This is a genomic window from Bradyrhizobium sp. SSBR45G (assembly GCF_030159255.1).
Lineage (GTDB): Bacteria > Pseudomonadota > Alphaproteobacteria > Rhizobiales > Xanthobacteraceae > Bradyrhizobium.
Genome location: NZ_BSCT01000007.1, coordinates 242,255 through 262,276, shown reverse-complemented (window position 1 = coordinate 262,276; position 20,022 = coordinate 242,255). Strand labels below are relative to the sequence as shown.

24 protein-coding genes are annotated in these 20,022 nt (G+C 65.5%); 18 read left to right on the top strand and 6 right to left on the bottom strand.

What is annotated here, in order from left to right:
• The first annotated feature begins 464 nt into the window (after window positions 1-464).
• The 5 genes from QQL87_RS12375 to QQL87_RS12355 are packed head-to-tail and all read left to right on the top strand — an operon-like array spanning window position 465 to window position 4,956.
• Window positions 465-1,511, top strand: coding sequence for an ABC transporter substrate-binding protein (locus QQL87_RS12375; protein WP_284417906.1), 1,047 nt, complete (start codon window positions 465-467; stop codon window positions 1,509-1,511).
• A 17-nt stretch (window positions 1,512-1,528) separates the two neighbouring features.
• Complete coding sequence (locus QQL87_RS12370; RefSeq protein ID WP_284418161.1) at window positions 1,529-2,335, top strand: ABC transporter ATP-binding protein; 807 nt, start codon at window positions 1,529-1,531, stop codon at window positions 2,333-2,335.
• Window positions 2,332-3,189: an ABC transporter permease gene (locus QQL87_RS12365; protein WP_284417907.1), complete on the top strand. Its 858-nt coding sequence runs from the start codon at window positions 2,332-2,334 to the stop codon at window positions 3,187-3,189. Before QQL87_RS12370 ends, QQL87_RS12365 begins: the two co-directional genes overlap by 4 nt.
• A gap of 58 nt (window positions 3,190-3,247) precedes the next feature.
• Window positions 3,248-4,171, top strand: a complete 924-nt coding sequence (locus QQL87_RS12360) for an acetamidase/formamidase family protein (protein WP_284417908.1) — start codon at window positions 3,248-3,250, stop codon at window positions 4,169-4,171.
• Window positions 4,172-4,200: 29 nt separating this feature from the next.
• On the top strand, window positions 4,201-4,956 hold the full coding sequence (locus tag QQL87_RS12355) for an SDR family NAD(P)-dependent oxidoreductase (RefSeq protein ID WP_284417909.1): 756 nt from the start codon (window positions 4,201-4,203) through the stop codon (window positions 4,954-4,956).
• 96 nt (window positions 4,957-5,052) lie between these two features.
• Here the strand turns inward: QQL87_RS12355 and QQL87_RS12350 are convergent, their stop codons facing one another.
• The 3 genes from QQL87_RS12350 to QQL87_RS12340 are packed head-to-tail and all read right to left on the bottom strand — an operon-like array spanning window position 5,053 to window position 7,607.
• Window positions 5,053-5,754 carry a DUF1045 domain-containing protein gene (locus QQL87_RS12350; protein ID WP_284417910.1) on the bottom strand — a complete coding sequence of 234 codons (702 nt, stop codon included), beginning with the start codon at window positions 5,752-5,754 and terminating at the stop codon, window positions 5,053-5,055.
• A gap of 6 nt (window positions 5,755-5,760) precedes the next feature.
• Entirely contained in the window at window positions 5,761-6,948 is a 1,188-nt protein-coding gene (locus tag QQL87_RS12345) for an alpha-D-ribose 1-methylphosphonate 5-triphosphate diphosphatase (RefSeq protein ID WP_284417911.1), read from the bottom strand.
• Window positions 6,945-7,607: an LbetaH domain-containing protein gene (locus QQL87_RS12340; RefSeq protein WP_284417912.1), complete on the bottom strand. Its 663-nt coding sequence runs from the start codon at window positions 7,605-7,607 to the stop codon at window positions 6,945-6,947. Before QQL87_RS12340 ends, QQL87_RS12345 begins: the two co-directional genes overlap by 4 nt.
• A gap of 181 nt (window positions 7,608-7,788) precedes the next feature.
• On the opposite strand from QQL87_RS12340, the gene phnC reads away from it, so the two are divergent.
• From phnC to phnE (QQL87_RS12320), 4 genes are all read left to right on the top strand, one after another.
• Complete coding sequence (phnC, locus tag QQL87_RS12335) at window positions 7,789-8,598, top strand: phosphonate ABC transporter ATP-binding protein (RefSeq protein WP_284417913.1); 810 nt, start codon at window positions 7,789-7,791, stop codon at window positions 8,596-8,598.
• An 84-nt stretch (window positions 8,599-8,682) separates the two neighbouring features.
• The gene (phnD, locus tag QQL87_RS12330; protein ID WP_284417914.1) at window positions 8,683-9,615 is read left to right on the top strand and encodes a phosphonate ABC transporter substrate-binding protein; all 933 of its coding nucleotides are present in this window, start codon (window positions 8,683-8,685) and stop codon (window positions 9,613-9,615) included.
• Between the two features lie 93 nt (window positions 9,616-9,708).
• Window positions 9,709-10,593 carry a phosphonate ABC transporter, permease protein PhnE gene (phnE, locus tag QQL87_RS12325; RefSeq protein WP_284417915.1) on the top strand — a complete coding sequence of 295 codons (885 nt, stop codon included), beginning with the start codon at window positions 9,709-9,711 and terminating at the stop codon, window positions 10,591-10,593.
• Window positions 10,590-11,438, top strand: coding sequence for a phosphonate ABC transporter, permease protein PhnE (phnE, locus tag QQL87_RS12320; RefSeq protein WP_284417916.1), 849 nt, complete (start codon window positions 10,590-10,592; stop codon window positions 11,436-11,438). The genes phnE (QQL87_RS12325) and phnE (QQL87_RS12320) overlap by 4 nt, the downstream gene beginning before the upstream one ends.
• A gap of 6 nt (window positions 11,439-11,444) precedes the next feature.
• Here phnE (QQL87_RS12320) and phnF read toward each other — a convergent pair whose 3' ends face one another.
• Window positions 11,445-12,170 carry a phosphonate metabolism transcriptional regulator PhnF gene (phnF, locus tag QQL87_RS12315; RefSeq protein WP_284417917.1) on the bottom strand — a complete coding sequence of 242 codons (726 nt, stop codon included), beginning with the start codon at window positions 12,168-12,170 and terminating at the stop codon, window positions 11,445-11,447.
• A 118-nt stretch (window positions 12,171-12,288) separates the two neighbouring features.
• Between phnF and phnG the strand changes: the two genes are divergently transcribed.
• Genes phnG through QQL87_RS12270 form a run of 9 tightly spaced genes read left to right on the top strand, consistent with a single transcriptional unit; the run spans window position 12,289 to window position 19,241 of the window.
• Window positions 12,289-12,744 (top strand): phosphonate C-P lyase system protein PhnG, encoded by a 456-nt coding sequence (gene phnG / locus QQL87_RS12310; protein ID WP_284417918.1) that lies wholly within the window; start codon window positions 12,289-12,291, stop codon window positions 12,742-12,744.
• Window positions 12,744-13,352 carry a phosphonate C-P lyase system protein PhnH gene (gene phnH / locus QQL87_RS12305; protein WP_502871157.1) on the top strand — a complete coding sequence of 203 codons (609 nt, stop codon included), beginning with the start codon at window positions 12,744-12,746 and terminating at the stop codon, window positions 13,350-13,352. The genes phnG and phnH overlap by 1 nt, the downstream gene beginning before the upstream one ends.
• 3 nt (window positions 13,353-13,355) lie before the next feature.
• Entirely contained in the window at window positions 13,356-14,459 is a 1,104-nt protein-coding gene (locus QQL87_RS12300; RefSeq protein ID WP_284417919.1) for a carbon-phosphorus lyase complex subunit, read from the top strand.
• Window positions 14,456-15,340 carry an alpha-D-ribose 1-methylphosphonate 5-phosphate C-P-lyase PhnJ gene (locus QQL87_RS12295; protein WP_284417920.1) on the top strand — a complete coding sequence of 295 codons (885 nt, stop codon included), beginning with the start codon at window positions 14,456-14,458 and terminating at the stop codon, window positions 15,338-15,340. The genes QQL87_RS12300 and QQL87_RS12295 overlap by 4 nt, the downstream gene beginning before the upstream one ends.
• Window positions 15,333-16,127: a phosphonate C-P lyase system protein PhnK gene (gene phnK, locus QQL87_RS12290; RefSeq protein WP_284417921.1), complete on the top strand. Its 795-nt coding sequence runs from the start codon at window positions 15,333-15,335 to the stop codon at window positions 16,125-16,127. Before QQL87_RS12295 ends, phnK begins: the two co-directional genes overlap by 8 nt.
• A gap of 11 nt (window positions 16,128-16,138) precedes the next feature.
• Complete coding sequence (phnL, locus tag QQL87_RS12285; RefSeq protein ID WP_284418163.1) at window positions 16,139-16,837, top strand: phosphonate C-P lyase system protein PhnL; 699 nt, start codon at window positions 16,139-16,141, stop codon at window positions 16,835-16,837.
• Between the two features lie 16 nt (window positions 16,838-16,853).
• On the top strand, window positions 16,854-18,011 hold the full coding sequence (locus QQL87_RS12280) for an alpha-D-ribose 1-methylphosphonate 5-triphosphate diphosphatase (RefSeq protein WP_284417922.1): 1,158 nt from the start codon (window positions 16,854-16,856) through the stop codon (window positions 18,009-18,011).
• Complete coding sequence (phnN, locus tag QQL87_RS12275; protein WP_284417923.1) at window positions 18,008-18,652, top strand: phosphonate metabolism protein/1,5-bisphosphokinase (PRPP-forming) PhnN; 645 nt, start codon at window positions 18,008-18,010, stop codon at window positions 18,650-18,652. The genes QQL87_RS12280 and phnN overlap by 4 nt, the downstream gene beginning before the upstream one ends.
• A complete protein-coding gene (locus tag QQL87_RS12270) occupies window positions 18,630-19,241 on the top strand; it encodes a pyridoxamine 5'-phosphate oxidase family protein (RefSeq protein ID WP_284417924.1) in 612 nt (203 codons plus the stop codon). The genes phnN and QQL87_RS12270 overlap by 23 nt, the downstream gene beginning before the upstream one ends.
• A gap of 45 nt (window positions 19,242-19,286) precedes the next feature.
• Here QQL87_RS12270 and QQL87_RS12265 read toward each other — a convergent pair whose 3' ends face one another.
• Together QQL87_RS12265 and QQL87_RS12260 are read right to left on the bottom strand one after the other, a co-directional pair.
• Complete coding sequence (locus QQL87_RS12265; protein ID WP_284417925.1) at window positions 19,287-19,505, bottom strand: hypothetical protein; 219 nt, start codon at window positions 19,503-19,505, stop codon at window positions 19,287-19,289.
• 246 nt (window positions 19,506-19,751) lie between these two features.
• Complete coding sequence (locus tag QQL87_RS12260) at window positions 19,752-19,982, bottom strand: hypothetical protein (RefSeq protein WP_284417926.1); 231 nt, start codon at window positions 19,980-19,982, stop codon at window positions 19,752-19,754.
• Window positions 19,983-20,022: the final 40 nt, after the last annotated feature.

The window sequence follows — 20,022 nt, the reverse complement described above, 5'->3', positions numbered from 1 at the left end:
GGCTTATGTTGCAGTTGCGAATTATTGCGATGTTGCAGACGCGACCATGCGCATGGGAAAGGCCGGCGCTGCGTCCGATTCGTGACATGCGCGCCGGCGCATTCGGAGCGTGCATCCGATATGAGTCGCACAGCAGAGTTGACGCGCTCGGCTTCTCGACGTCGGGCTGGGGGTCATGACGACGTCTGCGCAGCTCCGCCCTGCTGCAATTTCTTTGTGCGCCCTTACTGGCAAAATTGACATTATCGCATTTGTTGCGATGCACGTTTGACCACAGCGTCGTCGTAAGCGGCAGCGTCGCGACAACCACTCGGCAAAGGATGGCGTTGCAGGTCGGAGTACGTCGCTTCATGCTCGGCGTTGTCAGCTTTTCAGCAGATCGCGTCTGTTATTTCGTCTTGCTGCTGGGACCCGCGACCATAGTCTCCTCGCCGAGTGTCAACGCCTGGGAGGAGTTCTGCACCATGAGCGAACGTGTCTCGGCATCATCCGCGCGCACAAATCCATCCATCGATCGACGACGTTTCCTTGCAACCTCGGCCGCATTGGCCGCGGGCGTCAGCATTCCTGCGCTCTGGGGAACGCGAAGCGCGGTGGCCGCTGGCCTGAAGACGGTCCGTTTCAGCGAGGCCGTGCACAATCTCGGCTACATCAATCTCTACGTCGGCATGCATGCCGGCATCTTCAAGAAGAACGGCCTGGACATGCAGGTAAGCGCCGCCGGCGGCGACACTCAGACCTTCGCCGCCGTGCTCGGCGGCTCTGCCGACTTCGCCATCGGCGACGCAACGATGGCGCAGATCTCGCGTGAGAATGGCGGACCTGGCGTCGTCGTCGGCACGGTCGTGCAGCGCGCGCACTATTTCGGTGTGTCGAAGACGCTGGAGCCGATCACCGATCCGAAAGGCTTCAAGGGCCTGAAGATCGTCACCTCGCCGGAGCCCAACACCAACTACAGCGTCGCCAAGCGGCTGCTGGAGAAGGCGGGCATGAAGGTCGGCGTCGACGCGACGATCATTCCCGTGAATCCCGGCACCGAGATCGCGGCGATGCTGGCGGGGCAGGCCGATATCGCCATTGCCTATCAGCCCAGCGTGGCGGCGGCGGAAGCGCAGGGCGCCAAGGTCGTGTTCGACTTCTCCAACTATATCGGGCCGTTCTGCAACACCGGGATCATGGTGCTGCCGACGACGATCCAGAAGGATCCGGAGATGGTGCAGGCGCTGGTCACCTCGTTCGAGGAGGCCTCGCGCAAGACCTACGCCGATCCGGCCTTCTCCAAGGAGGTCGCGCGCAAGGAGTTTCCGGATCTGCCGGGCGAGGTCGTCGACAAGGCGATCGACGCCGAGCTGAAATATCTCATCCCGGCGCAATCGGTGATGACCAAGACGGTTCAGTGGGCGAACCTGATGGAGATGCAGGTGTATCTCGGCAATGCCAAGGGCTCGGTGCCGTTCGATCAGATCATCGACAACTCGTTCGCAGAGAAGGCGGTCGCCAGTCTCAAATGACCGAGGCCGGTGGCATGATGCAATCCGGGCCGGGCGCTGCGGCTGCAGCGCCCGCGCCGCCGCTCGTCGTCGAGCACGTCGCCAAGAGCTACGAGCTCGATGGCGGCGGCATCGTGCCGGTCATCGGCGATCTCAGCCTGATCTTGAGAGAAGGCGAGATCGTCAGCATCGTCGGGCCCTCCGGCTGCGGAAAGACGACGCTGCTGAACACGCTGTGCGGCCTGCTGACACCGGATGCCGGCCGGATCCGCTGGCATGGCCGCGAGGTCGCGGGCCAGCCGCAGAATGTCGGCTACATGCTGCAGAAGGACCTGCTGCTGCCGTGGCGGACGGCGCTCGGCAATACGATGCTCGGGCTCGAAATCCGCGGCGTGCCGGCGGCGCAGGCCGAGGATCGCTGCCGCGCCATGCTGGACCAGCTCGGGCTGCACGGCTTTGCCGATCACTACCCGACGACGCTGTCCGGCGGCATGCGCCAGCGGGTCGCGCTCGCGCGCACGCTCGTCAACGAGCCTGACGTGCTGCTGCTCGACGAGCCGTTCGCCGCGCTCGATTTCCAGAGCAAGCTGCTGATCGAGAACGATACGGTGGGCCTGGTGCGGCAGGGACGCCGCTCGCTGCTGCTGATCACCCACGACATCGAGGAAGCCGTGTCGCTGGCCGATCGCGTGATCGTGCTGTCGCAGCGCCCGACGCAGATCAAGGCGGTCTACGACATCGCGCTCGGCTCAGACCGCCGCGACGTGATCTCAGTGCGGCAGATGCCCGGCTTCAGCGACTATGTCCGCAGCATCTGGGCCGATCTCGACGTGGTGCTGCAATGACGGCCGAGATCCGCGCCGCACCGGCGGCCACGTCTGCCTCCAAGCGATCAGCGGATCGTGCAGGGCCTGGACGGCGCTGGCTGCGTTTTCGCAGCACGCTCGCGGTGCTCGCGACACAGCTGGTCGTGCTCGCGGCGTTCCTTGCGTTCTGGGAGCATGCGACCGGCCAGAACAAGGCGGCGGCCTTCATGTTCGGCTCGCCCTCGGCGATCTTCAAGTTCCTGTCGCAGATGGCCACTGATGGCAGCCTGTGGCGGGACTCCTATGTCACCGGCCTTGAGACGCTGCTCGGCTTCTTCGTCGGCAATTGCATCGGAACGGTGATCGGGCTGTCGCTGTGGTATTCGCGCTTCGTCTCGCGCGTGGTCGAACCCTTCGTGATCGCGCTCGGCTCGATCCCGATCATCGCGCTGGCGCCGATCATCATCATCTGGTTCGGTACCGGTCTGATCTCGAAGGTCGCGATGTCGACCCTGTCGGTGGTGATCGTGGCGCTGGTCACATCCTACAAGGGCGCGACCGGCGTCGACCCCGACCAGATCAACCTGTTCCGCACGCTGGGTGCGTCCAAGTTCCAGATCTTCCGCAAGCTGGTGGTGCCGGCCTCGCTGACCGACATCTTCGCCGGGCTGAAGCTCACGGTCGGCTTCGCCCTGATCGGCGCCATCGTCGGCGAGTTCATGTCGTCATCGGAGGGGTTGGGCCACGCCATCTTCAAGGCCGGCTCGCTCTACATCATTCCGAAGGTGTTTGCCGCATTGGTCGCAACGATCGCGCTGGCGTTGATTCTCACCTTTGCAGTCGGCAAGATCGAGCAGCTGCTGATGCCTTGGCGGCAGCAGCTGCAACGGTGATGTCCGCCTTCATCGTCATGACTCACGAGAAACGCCAGGGCAGACAGGGGGAGTGACCATGTCAAATCGCATCAGCAAGGCCGGCAACATCAAATACGCGCTCTCGGGCGACGATGCGTTCATCGCGACCGTCGATCCCGGCGAGATCGTCGTCGTCGAATGCGCGATCAACGTCAATGATGGCACCATCCGCGCGCTCGGCCAGCAGCTGGTCGAGAGCGACGTGACGCTGCCTTACGTCAATGGTGCGACCGGCCCGATCGAAGTGCGCGGCGCCAGGCCGGGCGACATGCTCCGGCTCGACATTCTCGACATGGAACTCGACCGGCTCGGCTTCACCGCGCTGTGGCCGGGCATCGGCATGTTCCCGGACTGGGTCCGGCGCAAGGAGTTCGGCATCCAGACCCGCGTCGTCGCGGTTGAGGATGGCCATGTGCTGTGGAACGAGCATGTCAAGCTGCCGGTCCGCCCGATGATAGGTGTGGCCGGCGTAGCGCCCGTTCACGGCGCGGTGCTGACGATCGACAACGGTCCGCATGGCGGCAATCTCGACGTCCAGGAGATCACCTCCGGCAATACGGTGTTCTTTCGCGTCAACAAGGACGGCGCGCATCTCTTTCTCGGGGACTGCCACGCCATCCAGGGCGATGGCGAAGCCAACGGCATGGGCGCGATCGAGATCGCGGCGAAACTCACCGTCAAGGTCTCGCTCGACAAGGCGCCGGCGCGATTGAACCATCCGCGGATCGAGACGCCGACGCACATCTGCACGCTCGGCTGCGCGCGTCCCCTGGAGGATGCGATGCGCATCGCATTCGAGGAGATGATCAACTGGCTGGAGGATGATTGGAAGATCCCGGCGCCCGAGGCCTACATGCTGCTCGGACAGATCGCAGAGGCGCGCTGCACCCAGGTGGTCAATCCGAAATACACCTACATCTGCAAGGTCAATAAGGCCCTGCTCGCCGGCTATCACGGCTGAAACCGCAGACGGAACCAAAGGAGACGATCATGGATATCGGGTTGGCTGGCAAGAGCGTGCTGGTGACCGGCGGCAGCAAGGGCATCGGCCTCGCGGTCGCCGAGCTGTTTGCCGCTGAAGGCGCCAATGTCGCGATATGCGCGCGCGATGCCGAGACGGTCGGCAAGGTCGTGGCGAAGCTCGCGGGCAAGGGCGTGAAGGCGTGGGGGCAGGGCATCGACGTCGCCGATCCCGTCGCACTCAAGGGCTGGGTCGACGGCGCGGCGAAGGAGTTCGGCGGCGTCGATGGCCTGGTCTGCAATGTCAGCGCGCTCGCCGTCGGGGATACGCCTGAGACCTGGGAGAAGTCCTTCCGGACCGACATGATGCACACGGTGAACGCCGTGGCCGCGGCGGTGCCTTATCTCGAGCAGTCGAAGTCGGCCTCGATCAGCATCATTTCCAGCGTATCGGGTTTCGAAGTCGACTTCGCCGCGGGATCCTATGGCGCGATCAAGGCGGCGTTGATCCACTACGCCAAGGGTCTGGCGCATCAGCTCGTGAGCAAGGGCATTCGCGTCAACGCGGTCTCGCCGGGCAATACCTATTTCGAAGGCGGCATCTGGCAGAATATCGAGAACGGATCGCCCGATCTGTTCAAGATGGCGATGGGTCTGAACCCGACGGGGCGGATGGGAACCGCCGAGGAGGTCGCCTATGGCGTGGTGATGCTGGCAAGTCCATTGGCCAGCCGCATCTCGGGCACGAACCTCATCGTCGACGGCGCCCTGACCAAGGCGGTGTAGCTCTCCGAGCTGGCGGACGCGGCGCAGGCAGACTGCGCCGCGGCTGCTCGGTGTTGGCGCCTTTTCTGCAGCGCGACCCAGCCGAACGGATTGATGCTATCCGGGTGCGATCGGCCAGCTGCCGATAATGCTGAAACGACTGGCTGGGCCCGGCTGCCGGAACAGCGCGATCCGATCGATGGGCAGCCTTGAGATCCGCAGCGCTTCGAAGCGGTCCTGCAGCATCGACAGGATGGGCCTGCGCCGTTCGTCCGAAAGCCGGCACGTCAAGGTCATGTGGAAGCGGAAATCCTCCATGACATAGGGATAGCCCCAACGGTCGAGATGATCGCGCTGCCGCGGCGTCAGCAGGTCCGGCTTGCGCCGCGCGCGATCCTCCGGCGGCATCGGTGCGCGATACGGCTCGAATGTCTCGACACAAGCGGCGGCGAGGTCCTGCAGCGCGGGCGGGGTTTCGCCGGGGATCACCGCGATGAAGCCGCTGATCGCGTCCACCACGGGACGGATGACCGGAACGGCGTGAGGTGTCGCCGCGAACGACGCGCAGGCGGCAGACAGCTCGGCCTCGGTGTGCGCGTCGCTCAGCGAAAACGGCGCCTTCAGCGTCGCGTGGAAGCCGTATTTGCGGGCGTCGCTCGTCACCTCCGGCCAGTCCGGCACCGTGTCGATGACGTCGCGCGGAAAGCTGCGTTCGCTCCCGCTCCAGGCGTCGTAGCCGAGCAGGTCTGCACCGAACGCAGCGAGCGCCGTATCCGAGGCGGGCGCGTAGTAGATGGCGTAGCGCGGAAAGCCAGGCATGACGGGCTACTCCGCAGCCGCCGCGCGCGACGCGGTGCCGGCGCCAAGGCGATCGGCTTCCGTGAGGTGGACGAGGCGGCCGGCCGCGAGCACAGCGACGATGCGGGGGCGCATCGGCATGCTGTCATCGACCAGCACGATGTCCGCACGCCGGCCGGCTGCGAGAGCGCCACGGTCCAACAGGCCCGCTGCATGCGCGGGGCCGGCCGAGATCAGGCCCCAGGCGCGCGACAGCGGAAGAATGCCGTCGGCAGCGAGGCGATAGGCGGCCAGCAGGGGGGCGGGATAGTAATAGTCGGACGCCAGCACCGAGCACAGGCCCTTGGCGATCATGTCGCTGGCTTTGGTCCAGCCGGTGTGGCTGCCGCCGCGCACCACATTGGGCGCGCCGAACACGATCGCATCGCCGCCTGCGGCGGCCTCGCGGGCCGTCTCCTCATTCACCGGAAATTCCGCGATCGTCACGCCCTCTTCGCGAAACGCGCGGCGCATCTCCGGGCTTGCGTCGTCGTGCGACAACATGCGGATCCCGGCCTGACGTGCGGTCGCGGCCAGGCGCGCGATCGACGCCGGCACGGCATCGGCGCGGGAGGCGATGCGGGCGACGAGACGATCGAACGCCTCGCCGGAGAGGCCGGTGCGATCCACCATGCGCTGCCGCTTGTGCGGCTTGTCGAGGCTCGCGACGGTCGATTCCATGTGGTCGTTGAAGGCGAACAGGTCGATGCGCCCCGCCGCGAGCAGCTGGCAGATCTCGTCCTCATCGTCGAGGTTGTAGGTCTCGTGGCGCAGATGGAAGCGCGTATCCGCCGCGAGCCGCGGCCGCAGGTCTTCGATGGCCTCCAGCAGCTGACGCGCATTGCCGGCGCTGCGCAGGCCGGGTTCCCATGACCAGGTGGTCGCATGGAACACGGTCGTGATGCCATTGCTGACCGCCTGGCGGTCGCTGTCGATCAAGGCGACGTCGATCGGGAAATCCACGCCGGCGCGCGGCATCATCTGCCGCTCGAACGCGTCGCCATGGATGTCGACGATGCCGGGCAGCACGGTGAGGCCGGATGCATCGAGGTCGAGATCGGCGCGTGGCGACGTGGCGTCAACCCCGGCGATCACGCCATCGGTGACGATCAGGGAGGCGTCGACGAGGTCCGGGCCGATCAGGCAGCGGCCTGCGGAAATGGAGATGGCTGTCATGGGGCGGCACTCTGCCGCAGCCGTCGTCCGCCGTCGAGAGCCGCCTCGTATCTGTCCAGGAATGCGCCGATCTCGAGCTGTCGGAAATCCGGCAGGGCCGCGCGAAGCGCGTCGTGATCCCAGTCCCACCACGCAAGCCGCATCAGGCGCTGCTCGATCTCGACCGGAAAGCGGCGCTTGATCATGCGTGCGGGATTGCCGGCGACGATGGTGTAGGCCGGCACGTCCTTGGTGACGATGGCGCCCGCAGCCACCACCGCGCCGGTGCCGATGTTGCGTCCCGGCAGCACGATCGCGCCATGGCCGATCCAGACGTCGTGCCCGAGCTCGACATGGTGCTGCCTGCGCCAAGCGAAGAACTCCGCATCGTCTTCCTCACCCGGAAAATAGGCGCTCGCCCGATAGGTGAAATGCGCCTGGGTCGGGCGATGCATCGGATGGTTGCCTGGATTGATCCGGGTCATCGCCGCGATCGAGCAGAACTTGCCGATCGTCGTGTAGGTGATCTGGGCGTCGTTGACCACATAGGAGTAGTCGCCCATCGTCACCTCGTGAAGAATGGTGCGGGCGCCGACTTCGCAATAGGCGCCCAGGCTTGCATCCTGGAGCTTGGCGCTGGGATCGACGGTAGGATTGATCAAAAGCGATTTGCCGGCCATGTCTTGCTGTGCTGCTCACGGTTGGAAAGCAGCTCTAGAGCAGACGTCATGACAGTTGCGTGACATATCGATGACGGCGATGCCACCGGTGTGGACGGGGCGGCCGGCGCAGCAATGCTGTCACATAACTGTCGAGTCCAGACGCTAGCGGTAGGGCAAAGCGAGGCGTCTGGAGAATTCTATGCTTGTGGTAGATGGTTTGACGTGCCGCTTCGGCGCGAAAGCCGCGGTCGACAATGCGTCATTCTCAGTGGCGCCGGGAAGCTTCGTCGGCGTCATCGGACGGTCCGGCGCCGGCAAATCGACCCTGTTGCGCTCCATCAACCGGCTCAGTCCAGTCAGCTCCGGACGAGTCCTCTTCAAGGATCTCGACGTCACGGCGCTGCGCGGTCGCGATCTGCGGAAGTGGCGCGCCCGCTCGGCGATGATCTTCCAGCAGTTCAACCTGGTCGGCCGGCTCGACGTGCTGACCAACGTGCTGATGGGCCGGCTGGCGGAGATCCCCTCATGGCGTTCGCTGGCGCAGCTGTGGCCGGCCGAGGATGTCGCCATGGCGCTCTCGGCGCTCGAGCAGTTCGACATGGCGTCGCTTGCCGCGCAGCGCGCCGACCAGCTCTCGGGCGGCCAGCAGCAGCGCGTCGCGATCGCCCGCGCGCTGGTGCAGAATCCCGAGATCATTCTTGCTGACGAGCCGATCGCCTCGCTCGATCCCCGTAACACCAAGATCGTGATGGATGCGCTGCTGCGCATCAACAAGCATTTCGGCATCACCGTGATCTGCAACCTGCACTCGCTCGATCTCGCGCGCAGCTATTGCGACCGCCTGATCGGCATGGCGCAGGGGCGCGTCGTGTTCGACGATGTGCCTGCGGCGCTGACCGCCCAGATCGCGCGCGAGCTCTACGATCTCGAGGCCGACGAGGTGATGGACCGAGGTCACCCGGCGCCGGCCGCGACCACTCCGGCTCTCGGCGAAGCCGCCGTGGCCTGACATTCGCGTTCTGCTGCGTTTTGCCATCCCGGACCTGCGTCGCGTTTCCGGGAGTTTTTCCCGACTGAAACAAGAGGATATGTCATGATCAATCGTCGCATCATTCTGGCCGGCGTCGCCGCGTTGGCCTTCGCAACCTCTGCTGCGGCCGAGGATTGGAAAGCCAAATATCCGGAGCTGACCTTCGCGGTCATCCCCGCCGAGAACGCCTCCGGCGTGACCGAGCGCTGGACGCCGTTCGTCAACTATCTGTCCAAGGAGCTGGGCACCAAGGTGACGCTCCGCATCGCCAATGACTACGCGGCCGTGATCGAAGGCCAGCGCGCCGGCAACATCCATATTGCGAGCTACGGCTCGGCCTCATTCGCCCGTGCGCGCCTGACCGGCGTCAAGATCGACGGCTTCGCCAACGACATCAATGCCGATGGCAGCACCGGCTACTATTCGGTGTTCTTCGTCAAGGCCAACAGCCCCTACAAGAAGGTCGAGGATCTCAAGGGCAAGAATCTCGGCCTGGTCGATCCGAACTCGACCTCCGGCAACAATGTGCCGCGCTTCGAGCTCAACAAGATGGGCGTGACCGACGCCGAGGCCTATTTCGGCAAGGTGGTGTTCGCCGGCAGCCACGAGAACGCCATCCTCGCTCTGGCGCAGGGCACGGTCGAGGTCGCAGCCAACCAGTGGACCAGCGACAACGACTCGACCCTGGCGCAGATGCTCACCAAGGGCATGCTGAAGAACGCCGACGGCTCTGCGATGAAGAAGGAAGACTTCCGCATCATCCACAAGTCGGCGCCGATCATCAACGGCCCCTATGCCTACAATGCGGACCTGCCGGCCGACCTGAAGGAGGCGATCGCCAAGGCGTTCTTCGATGCGCCGGCCAAGGACAAGGCGGCGTTCGACCGTCTCTCCGACGGCCAGAAGAAGGGGTTCCATCCGGCCACGACCAAGGACTGGGATGGCACGATCGATCTGATCAAGTTCGTCGACAGCCTGCGCAAGAAGGCATCCTGATCAGAATCGCCTCCAATCGTGAGCCGGGCCTGCAGGGTCCGGCTCACGTCGTGTGGCAGACTGATCATCTTGAAGCAGGGACAGTACAGGCCGATGTCGCTCGCCGTTTCCATCCTTCCGAGCCAGCAACTCGCGGCCCTGAACGAGGCCTATGGCCGGGCAGTTGCGCGCCGCCGTCTGCGGTTTGCGATCTCGGCGGTGGTGTTCCTGGCCGTTCTCCTCGTTGCCGCCATAGGTGCCGAGGTCAATCTGACGACGCTGTTCACCTACTTCGGCAATTTTGTCAGCTATTTCGATCGCATCCTCACGCTCGACGATGGTCAACGCGTCTGGACCAACGTCCCTGAGTGGCTCTGGGGATTCAAGAAGTGGATCAGGCTGCTCGGTGAGACGCTGCTGATCAGCTATGTCGGCACGCTCGCAGGCATGCTGGTCGCGTTCTGCCTCAATTTCCTCGCGGCCGAGAACACCTCGCCGGCGCCGTGGGTGCGGTTCACGGTGCGCAGGCTTCTCGAATTCGCGCGCACGGTGCCTGGCATCGTGTTCGCGCTGATCTTCGTCATCGCCTTTGGTCTCGGACCGGTAGCCGGTGTGCTCGCCATCGCCCTCCATTCCAGCGGGGCGCTCGGCAAGCTGTTTTCCGAGGTGGTCGAGAATGCCGACATGAAGCCGGTCGAAGGCATCCGCGCCACCGGCGCGAGCTGGTTGTCCTGCATGCGCTTCGCCGTGCTGCCGCAGGTCATCGCGGGCTTCTCCAGCTACACGCTGCTGCGCTTCGAGATTAATGTGCGCGAGGCGTCCGTCATGGGGTTCGTGGGCGCCGGCGGCATCGGCCAGGAGCTCGTGGTTGCGATCCGCAAGTTCTATTATTCGGATGTCAGCGCCATTCTGGTGATGATCGTGGTGACGGTGTTCCTGATCGACATCGGCACCGGCTGGCTCCGCAGCCGGCTGTTCGGCGTGGAGGCGCGGACATGAGCCGCGTCGATAAGCCCGACCCGGAGCAGCTTCGCAAGCGTTATCCCGATATTTTCGACCGGCCGATGTCGGCGCGGCTGGCCACGCCTGCGGTGCTGCTGCTGGCGCTCGCCGTGTTCATCTTCGGCGTCGTCGATCTGGACTTCTCCCCCGCGCGCCTGCTGTCGGGCCTCAGCCAGCTCGGCTGGATCGCCCACCTGATGCTGCCACCCGATCCGGGCTCGTCGCTGCCGATCTATCTCAGGGCGCTCAGTGAGACGCTGTCGATCGCGGTGCTCGGCACGACGCTTGCGGCCTGTGCAGCCTTTCCAGTCAGCCTGCTTGCGGCCAGGAATGTCATTCCGTCGGCGATCGTCCGGTTTCCGGTGCGCCGGCTGTTCGACACGATCCGCGGCGTGGATACGCTGATCTGGGCGCTGGTCTGGATCAACGTCGTCGGTCTCGGACCTTTCGCCGGCGTGCTGGCGATCGCGGTCTCCGACTTCGGTGCGCTCGGCAAGCTGTTCTCCGAGGCGATGGAGAGCGCCGATCGAAAGCAGGTCGAAGGCGTGCGCGCGGCCGGCGGCAACGCGCTGCATGAGATCCGCTTCGGCCTGCTGCCGCAGGTTCTGCCGGTCATTGCCGGCCAGGTGCTGTATTTCATCGAATCCAACACCCGCTCGGCGACCATCATCGGCATCGTCGGCGCCGGCGGCATCGGGCTGCAGCTTGCGGAGCAGATCCGCGTGCTGGAATGGCAGAAGGTGTCGTTCCTGATCCTGATGATCCTGGTTGCCGTGGCCGCGATCGACTGGATCTCGGGCAAGCTGCGCTTCGCCATCATCGGGCGCCGCGCGGTTGCCTGAGCTGGGTTAGCCTTCGACCTCGAAGGTGACGCGCTCGGCGGCGAAGCGCGCGCGTTTGGTGACCAGCGGCGTGCCGTCGGCATCGACGTCGGTGCTGTCGACGACCAGGACAGGGCGTCCCAGCATGAGATCGAGCCGTGCGGCGTCGCTCGCATCGGCGATCGCGGCCGTGATCCGGGTCGAGCCGCGGCGATAGTCCCGGATGCCGTAATGCGCCAGCAGCGCCGTCATCGAGCGGGCGGCGGAGAAAACGCGGCCTGCGTCCGGAAACCGCTCGGCCGACAACCACGATGTGCTGACACAGATCGGGGTCTTGTCGGCGAAGCGCAGCGCCTCGATGCGCGCCAGCGGCGCGCCGGTCTTCAATCCGAGCGCCTGGGCGAGCTCGCGCGTTGCCGGCTCCTCGGAGGCGGCAATCAATTGTCCGCGCGGCTCGCGGCCGCCCGCGCCGACGATCTCGGAAAACCGCGTCCGCGAGCGCAGCGGATAGGACAGGCGAGGCGCTTCGACATAGGTGCCGCTGCCGCGCTCCGCGCGCACGAGGCCGCGCTCGGCCAGCGTGGCCAGCGCGCGCCGCACCGTATGGCGGTTGACGCGGTAACTCTCCGCGATCTCGGTCTCGCCGGGCAGCCGCGTGCCGGCCGGGAAACGGCCGGCGGCGATGTCGCGCTCGATGCCGTCGGCGACCCGTCGCCACAGCGCCACGCCCGATCCGGCGTCCTGCATGCTCATCGCGGCTCTCTGCGTCGTCCCCTGAAATCACGTCCATGTCATCAAACAGTCATGGCGCTCTCTTATCAAGTTGTCTATTATCATAGACAACTTGAGCCGGGCAAGATCGGGAATGAGGATGAGCGGCGACGCGGCATTGCAGGAGAGGCGGCGGGGCGCGATGCGTGTGTTGGCGCATGTCCCGGTCGCCGAGATCGGGGCGCGGATGGCCGAGGTGCCGGTGCCGCCGCATCAGCATCTCCGGGCGCCCGAGAGCGGCCTCGTCATGGTGCGCGGCCGGGCCGGTGGAGACGGCGCCCCGTTCAATCTCGGCGAGGCGACGGTGTCGCGCGCCGCCGTGCGGCTGCAGAGCGGCGAGGTCGGGTTCGGCTATGTGCTCGGTCGCGATGACGACAAGGCACGCCTGATCGCGCTGTGCGACGCCTTGCTGCAGTCGCCCGACCACGCCGAGGCGATCGAGACCAGGGTCGTTGCGCCGTTGCGGGCTCAGATGCAGGCGGGCCGTGATCGGAGTGCGGCCGAGGCCGCCGCCACGCGAGTCGACTTCTATACAATGGTGCGGGGAGAAGGCTGATGGCGGCGATGACGATCGACCTGCAGCCGGGGTTCGCGGACAAGGTGCTGTCCGCGCAATCGACGTTCCGTGCCGTGATGGAGGCGATGGCGCGCCCTGGGCAGGTCATGGCCGTCGATGCGGAGGTCGGCCGTCCGCCCTCGATGATGGCGGGGGTGGCAGCGATTGCGCTGACCTTGTTGGACCAGGATACGCCGCTCTGGCTCGATCCGGCCTTCATGGCAGCCCCTGATGTCAGCGCCTGGCTGAAGTTTCACACCGGCGCGCCGGTCGTCGCGCAGCCGGAGCACGCCCATTTCGCGCTGATCGCGGCGCCGGCGATGCTGCGGGATCTGACCTCGTTTGCGCTCGGCACGCTTGAATATCCGGACCGCTCGACGACGCTGATCCTGCAGGTGCCGAGCCTTGCACGGGGCCGCACGTATCATCTCCGTGGTCCAGGCATCGACGGCTCGACGTCGTTGTCCGCCACGATCGAGCCCGCCGACCTGCTCACGCGGTTGTCGATCAACGAGTCACTGTTTCCTCGCGGCATCGATGTGATTCTGGTCGATGATCATTCCCTGGTCGCGATTCCGCGCACGACGCGAATGTCAGCTGGAGTGTGACGCATGTATGTGGCCGTCAAGGGTGGCGAACGCGCCATCGAGAATGCACACCGGTTGCTGGCGCATGAGCGCCGCGGCGATCGCAGCGTTCCGGAGCTGTCGCTGTCGCAGATATCCGAGCAGCTCGGGCTCGCGGTTGATCGCGTCATGAGCGAGGGCTCGCTGTATGATCGCGAGCTGGCGGCGCTAGCGATCAAGCAGGCACGGGGCGATCTCATCGAGGCGATCTTCCTGGTGCGGGCGTTCCGCGCGACCCTGCCGCGCTTCGGTGCGTCCGAGCCGGTCGATACGGGGGAGATGCGCGTGCAGCGACGGGTCTCGTCCACCTTCAAGGACATTCCCGGCGGGCAGGTGCTGGGCCCGACCTTCGACTATACGCACCGGCTGCTCGATCCGGGCCTGGCGCAAGGCGGGGATCCAGAGACTCCGGCTGTGGCTGCGACCTCTGATGTCCCCATGCCGCGCGTCACTGACATCCTCGGACAGGACGGGCTGATCGAGCCCTCTCCCACGGCGGACGCCGGCGCTCCGGTCGGCGATCTCACGCGGGATCCGCTGAGCTTTCCCGCGGGCCGCGATCTGCGGTTGCAGAATCTGGCGCGCGGCGACGAGGGCTTTCTGCTGGCGCTCGGCTACTCGACCCAGCGCGGCTATGGCCGCAATCATCCGTTCGCCGGCGAGATCCGCTTCGGCGAGGTCGAGGTCGAATTCCTTGCCGAGGAGATCGGGTTCGCGGTGCCGCTCGGATCGGTCGAACTGACCGAATGCCAGATGGTCAATCAGTTCAAGGGCTCGGCGACGGAGCCGCCGTGTTTCACGCGCGGCTATGGTCTGACTTTCGGCCAGAGCGAGCGCAAGACGATGTCGATGGCGCTGGTCGACCGCGCCCTGCGCGCCCGCGAGCTCGGCGAGGACGTGGTGGCGCCGGCGCAGGACGAGGAGTTCGTGATGTCGCATTCCGACAACGTGCAGGCCACGGGCTTCGTCGAGCATCTGAAGCTGCCGCATTACGTCGACTTCCAGTCCGAGCTCGGCCTGCTGCGCAAGCTGCGCCGGGAGTTTGCCGAGGCCAATGCCGCTCCCGCGATGAAGGAAGCTGCGGAATGAACGCGCCGACCTACAATTTCGCCTATCTCGACGAGCAGACCAAGCGGATGATCCGCCGCGCGATCCTGAAGGCGATCGCGATTCCCGGCTATCAGGTGCCGTTCGCGAGCCGCGAGATGCCGATGCCCTATGGCTGGGGCACTGGCGGCGTCCAGGTCACCGCGGCCATTCTCGGCCCCGATGATGTGCTCAAGGTGATCGACCAGGGCTCCGACGACACCACCAACGCGATCTCGATCCGCAAGTTCTTCGCCAAGACCGCGGGCGTCGAGACCACGACGTCCACCGAAGCGGCAAGCGTGATCCAGACCCGTCATCGCATTCCCGAGGCGCCGCTGCGCCCGGGCCAGGTGCTGGTCTATCAGGTGCCGATCCCCGAGCCGCTGCGGTTTCTTGAGCCGCGCGAAACCGAGACGCGCCGCATGCATGCGCTGGCCGAATACGGGCTGATGCACGTCAAGCTGTATGAGGACATCGCGCGTTTCGGCCACATCGCCACGTCCTATGCCTATCCGGTGAAGGTCAACGCGCGCTATGTGATGGATCCGTCGCCGACGCCGAAATTCGACAATCCGAAGATGGACAATTGCCCGGCACTGCAATTGTTCGGTGCCGGGCGCGAGAAGCGCATCTACGCCATTCCGCCGTATACATCGGTCGTGTCACTCGATTTCGAGGACCATCCGTTCACCCGCTACAAGTTCGACGCGCCCTGCGCGCTGTGCGGCGCCGAGGACTCCTATCTCGACGAGATCGTCACGGACAACAAGGGCAGCCGCATGTTTGTCTGTTCCGATACCGATTACTGCGAGGGACGACAGGCGGCCGGACATCGCGGCGTCGAGAATGCCGCCCCGCACAAGGAGCGCGCTCATGGCTGACATGATCAGTGCATCCGATCAGCCGCTGCTGGTCGCGGAAGGACTGGGCAAGAGCTATGGCCGCCTGGCGGCCTGCCGTGACGTGTCCTTCGTGCTCTATCCGGGTGAGGTGCTCGCCATCGTCGGCGAATCCGGCTCGGGCAAGTCGACGCTGCTGCAGATGCTGTCGGCCCAGCTCGCCCCGAGCGGCGGCCGCGTCTCCTACCGGATGCGCGATGGCGTGCTGCGCGATCTCGCCGAGCTCGGCGAGGCCGAGCGGCGCTTCCTGTTCCGGACCGACTGGGGCTATGTGCATCAGGATCCGGCGCAGGGCCTGCGCATGGCGGTGTCAGCCGGCGCCAATGTCGGCGAGCGGCTGATGGCGGTCGGCTGGAACAATTACGGCCGTATCCGCCAGACCGCGTCGTCCTGGTTGCAGCGGGTCGAGATCGACGTTGCCCGCATCGACGACGCGCCGCGGACCTATTCCGGCGGCATGCGGCAGCGGCTGCAGATCGCGCGCAATCTGGTGACGGAGCCGCGGCTGGTGTTCATGGACGAGCCGACGGGCGGCCTGGACGTTTCGGTCCAGGCGCGGCTGCTGGATCTGATGCGCAGCCTCGTCAACGAGCTCGGCCTTGCCGCGATCGTGGTGACGCATGATCTTGCCGTGGCGCGGCTGTTGTCACATCGTGTGATGGTCATGAAGGAGGGGCGGGTGATCGAGACCGGCCTCACCGACCAGGTGCTCGACGATCCGCGCGAGCCCTACACGCAACTGCTCGTGTCCTCGATCCTGCCGCCATGAGCGAGATAGCAATGACCGTGATGCTCGATATCGAGAATGCCAGGAAGACCTTCACCATGCACCTGCAGGGCGGCATCTCGCTGCCGGTGGTGCAAGGCGTGTCGTTCCAGGTCAAGGCAGGAGAATGCGTCGTCCTGGCCGGACCATCGGGGGCTGGCAAGTCGTCGATCCTGAAAATGATCTTCGGCAACTACCGCTGCGACGGGGGCCGCATCGACGTCCGGCACGAGGGCGAGATGATGAACCTCGCCGGCGCCGAGCCGCGCCAGGTGCTCAACGCGCGGCGGCAGACCATCGGCTATGTCAGCCAGTTCCTGCGCGCGGTGCCGCGCGTCGCGGCGCTCGATGTCGTTGCCGAGCCGCTGCTCGCGGCGGGCATCGCGCGCGACGAGGCACGGGCGCGTGCCGCTGCCTTGCTGAGCCGGCTGAACATTCCGGAGCGGCTGTGGTCGCTGCCGCCATCGACGTTTTCCGGCGGCGAGCAGCAGCGCGTGAACATCGCGCGCGGTTTCATTTCCGACCTTCCGATCCTGCTGCTGGACGAGCCGACGGCCTCGCTCGACGCGGCGAACCGGGCGGTCGTGGTCGACCTGATCGCAGCAAAGAAGCGGGCCGGTGTGGCGATGATCGCGATCGTGCATGACGACGAAATCCGTGCGCAGATCGCTGACCGCACGGTCGATGTGAAGACGTTCGCTGTGGCGGCGTAGAAGGCAGAATGAGCAGATGAGCGCGAACATGTCCGACACCGTCATAGGCAATGCCAGGGTGGTCCTCGCGGACCGGGTGATCGAGCAGGGCTGGGTGGCGATCGCCGAAGGACGGATCGTCGGGATCGGCGAAGGGGCCGCGCCCGGCGGCAGCCTGGACGCCGGCGGCGATCTGCTGATGCCGGGGCTTGTCGAGCTGCATACCGATCATCTCGAAGCGCATTTCGTGCCGCGGCCGAAGGTCTACTGGGATCCGGTCGCTGCGGTGATTTCCTATGACGGGCAGCTCGCGACCGCCGGCATCACGACGGTGCTGGATTCGCTCCGCGTCTGGAGCGAGGAGGGCGCCGAAGGCGTTGACGGTCAGGCCAATGTACTCGCGGACGCGATTGCGCGGGCGCGCGACGCAAGCCTGCTGCGGGCCGACCACTTCCTGCATCTGCGCTGCGAGGTGCCGATGCCGACGGTGGTCGAGGAGGCGAGGCAGCTGGCAGGCCGCCCCGATGTCCGGCTGATGTCGCTGATGGATCATACCCCGGGCCAGCGGCAGTTTCGCGACGAGGGCAAGCTTCGCGACTATTACCGCGGCAAGAGCGGCGGCAAGACCGATGCCGAGCTCGACGTCATGTTCGCGCGGCGCTTCGCCTATCAGCAGGCCTATGCGGCGGCGAACATGCGCGACATCGTTGCGCTGGCAAAGACGCATGACGTGCCGCTGGCCAGCCATGACGACACCACCGACGAGAATGTGGCCGACGCGATCAAGGACGGCATCGCCGTCGCGGAGTTTCCAACCACGATGGAGGCGGCGCGGGGACTTCATGACGCGGGCATCAGCATCCTGATGGGGGCGCCCAACGTGGTCCGCGGTGGCTCGCATTCCGGGAACATCGCCGCCGTGGACCTCGCGCGCGAGGGCCTGCTCGACATTCTCTCGTCGGACTATGTCCCCTCGAGTCTGCTGATGGGCGCGCTGCAACTGCCGCAGCGCGTGCCGGCGATCGATCTAGCTGCAGCGGTTCGGACCGTCACGAAGGCGCCGGCCGAAGCCGTCGGCCTTCTCGATCGCGGAGAGATCGCAGCCGGCAAGCGCGCCGATCTGATCCGCGTTCATGTCGCCGGCGATATCGCGGTGGTGCGGAGTGTCTGGCGGGAAGGACTGCGGGTGGCATGAGCGGAGCATCGGCGGTGCCTGGAAGCGAGCGCGAGCGAGTGGGGCCCGGGCGGCTGGTGCTCGTGGTCGGGCCGAGCGGTGCAGGCAAGGACACGCTGCTCAATCTCGCGCGGGCCGCATGCGCCGGCGACGACCATATCGTGTTTCCGCAGCGGGTCGTCACCCGCGAAGCCTCGGCCTTCGAGGACAATCTCGAGATGAGCGAGGCCGCATTCCGGGAGGCTCTCGCGGCTGGCGCGTTCGCGCTGCATTGGGACGCGCACGGTCATCGCTATGGTGTGCCCCGCAAGCTCCGAGACGACATCGCAGCCGGCCGTACCGTCGTCGTCAACGTGTCGCGGACGGTCATTGCGTCAGCGCGGCGCGACTATGCCAACGTCGTCGTTGTGAACATCACCGCACCGGCGGAGGTTCTCGCCGAACGTCTCGGCAAGCGGCATCGACCAAGCGACGCCGACATTGGCGAACGCCTTCACCGGACCGTCAGCAGCGAGACGGTGACGGCGGATGTCACGATCATCAATGTCGGCGATCCCGCGCCCCACGGACGCAGGCTGATCGAGGTGATCAAGGGATCGGATGGCAGGGCCTTGGCCCCGGTGACAGGAGGTGCGAACGATGTCGATCATCACCACGATTGAGCAGCTCGAGGCGATCTACGGCCAGACCGGGCTGACATCGACGGCAAAAGTCTCCGACCGCGTGACGCCGCATTATCGCGTGATGATCGAGACGTCGCCCTTCGTCGCGCTCGCGACGTGCGGTCCTGAAGGACTTGACTGTTCACCCCGTGGCGACCTTCCCGGCTTCGTTCGGATCCATGACGACAAGACGCTGATGATGCCGGATCGTCGCGGCAACAATCGTGTTGATTCGCTGCGCAACATCCTGCGCGACCCGCGCATCGCCTTGCTGTTCCTGATCCCGGGATCGGGCAATACGCTACGCGTGAACGGCCGCGGCCATCTGTCCACTGATGCGGATCTGCTCGAGACGTTCCGGATGGAAGGCAAGCTGCCGCGGAGCGTGCTGGTCATGACGATCGACGAAATCTATTTCCAATGCGCTCGTGCGATCGTTCGTTCCGATCTCTGGAACCCTGACAAGCGCGTCGATCCGAAACAGATTCCGACGCCTGGCCAGATCCTGGCCGCCATGACGGCCAACGCCGTCGACGGGGCGGAGTACGACCGCGAATGGCCTGAGCGCGCGCGGAAGTCGATGTGGTGACTGACGACCTGCTGCCTCTCGGCGGACGCAGACGGCCGCATCCGATCAGGCCGCAACGTCGAGCAGGCGCGAAGAGCCGCGGATAAGGACTGTTCGTCCCTCCGGCGTGAGTTCCGCTGGTCCATCGCTGATGACGGCCAGCCCAAGCGCAATGAGCTGGCCGACGATGACGCTGTTCGGCCTGCGGCCGTCGCGCGGACCGCGGAGCGCCTTGAGCGTCTCCCATTGATCCGGCGTGAGCTCGTGATCGGTTTCCGCGTTCATGTTGCCTCGATCATTGTTGTCGTGCGCACGTCTTAGGAAGACAGCGTGACGAAGATGCGACCGTCGTGCATCCGTAGTGATACGGCTCATCCTCATTACGCGCGATGGACGCTGCGCTTAATTCAAATTTGAATGATCCGCAATTCGTGATGCGGCGTGGACTGCGGCCTCGCGCTGCACCATGCAGCTCGCGCGTGGTTAATGGTGGCTTAAGACGCGCATGTGCGCGGAACGGTAACGCAGCTGTCACATCAGCGTGTCAAACGGCGCCATCATCCCGCTCGAATCCGCCGGCGCGCACTGCTTCGCCGCGAAAAGATCCGCTGAATGGCTGTGCTGAAAGATGATCGACCGCCGCCGCAGCTGAAGCGCAGAGCGTTGGTGCGGGGTCTTGCAGGATTGACGTTGAGCCTTGTCATCGCTGCGATCGCAGTCGCCGTGCTCACGCGGACGGTGAAGAAGCTCGACGTCGGACATGTGATATCGATCGCGCAGGCGACCGATCCGAAGCTCATCG

Coding starts and splice junctions, on each gene's coding strand:
- QQL87_RS12375 (WP_284417906.1), top strand. CDS start 465: ATGAGCGAACGTGTCTCGGCATCATCCGCGCGCACAAATCCATCCATC.
- QQL87_RS12370 (WP_284418161.1), top strand. CDS start 1,529: ATGCAATCCGGGCCGGGCGCTGCGGCTGCAGCGCCCGCGCCGCCGCTC.
- QQL87_RS12365 (WP_284417907.1), top strand. CDS start 2,332: ATGACGGCCGAGATCCGCGCCGCACCGGCGGCCACGTCTGCCTCCAAG.
- QQL87_RS12360 (WP_284417908.1), top strand. CDS start 3,248: ATGTCAAATCGCATCAGCAAGGCCGGCAACATCAAATACGCGCTCTCG.
- QQL87_RS12355 (WP_284417909.1), top strand. CDS start 4,201: ATGGATATCGGGTTGGCTGGCAAGAGCGTGCTGGTGACCGGCGGCAGC.
- QQL87_RS12350 (WP_284417910.1), bottom strand. CDS start 5,754: ATGCCTGGCTTTCCGCGCTACGCCATCTACTACGCGCCCGCCTCGGAT.
- QQL87_RS12345 (WP_284417911.1), bottom strand. CDS start 6,948: ATGACAGCCATCTCCATTTCCGCAGGCCGCTGCCTGATCGGCCCGGAC.
- QQL87_RS12340 (WP_284417912.1), bottom strand. CDS start 7,607: ATGGCCGGCAAATCGCTTTTGATCAATCCTACCGTCGATCCCAGCGCC.
- phnC (WP_284417913.1), top strand. CDS start 7,789: ATGCTTGTGGTAGATGGTTTGACGTGCCGCTTCGGCGCGAAAGCCGCG.
- phnD (WP_284417914.1), top strand. CDS start 8,683: ATGATCAATCGTCGCATCATTCTGGCCGGCGTCGCCGCGTTGGCCTTC.
- phnE (WP_284417915.1), top strand. CDS start 9,709: ATGTCGCTCGCCGTTTCCATCCTTCCGAGCCAGCAACTCGCGGCCCTG.
- phnE (WP_284417916.1), top strand. CDS start 10,590: ATGAGCCGCGTCGATAAGCCCGACCCGGAGCAGCTTCGCAAGCGTTAT.
- phnF (WP_284417917.1), bottom strand. CDS start 12,170: ATGAGCATGCAGGACGCCGGATCGGGCGTGGCGCTGTGGCGACGGGTC.
- phnG (WP_284417918.1), top strand. CDS start 12,289: ATGAGCGGCGACGCGGCATTGCAGGAGAGGCGGCGGGGCGCGATGCGT.
- phnH (WP_502871157.1), top strand. CDS start 12,744: ATGGCGGCGATGACGATCGACCTGCAGCCGGGGTTCGCGGACAAGGTG.
- QQL87_RS12300 (WP_284417919.1), top strand. CDS start 13,356: ATGTATGTGGCCGTCAAGGGTGGCGAACGCGCCATCGAGAATGCACAC.
- QQL87_RS12295 (WP_284417920.1), top strand. CDS start 14,456: ATGAACGCGCCGACCTACAATTTCGCCTATCTCGACGAGCAGACCAAG.
- phnK (WP_284417921.1), top strand. CDS start 15,333: ATGGCTGACATGATCAGTGCATCCGATCAGCCGCTGCTGGTCGCGGAA.
- phnL (WP_284418163.1), top strand. CDS start 16,139: ATGACCGTGATGCTCGATATCGAGAATGCCAGGAAGACCTTCACCATG.
- QQL87_RS12280 (WP_284417922.1), top strand. CDS start 16,854: ATGAGCGCGAACATGTCCGACACCGTCATAGGCAATGCCAGGGTGGTC.
- phnN (WP_284417923.1), top strand. CDS start 18,008: ATGAGCGGAGCATCGGCGGTGCCTGGAAGCGAGCGCGAGCGAGTGGGG.
- QQL87_RS12270 (WP_284417924.1), top strand. CDS start 18,630: ATGTCGATCATCACCACGATTGAGCAGCTCGAGGCGATCTACGGCCAG.
- QQL87_RS12265 (WP_284417925.1), bottom strand. CDS start 19,505: ATGAACGCGGAAACCGATCACGAGCTCACGCCGGATCAATGGGAGACG.
- QQL87_RS12260 (WP_284417926.1), bottom strand. CDS start 19,982: ATGTCCGACGTCGAGCTTCTTCACCGTCCGCGTGAGCACGGCGACTGC.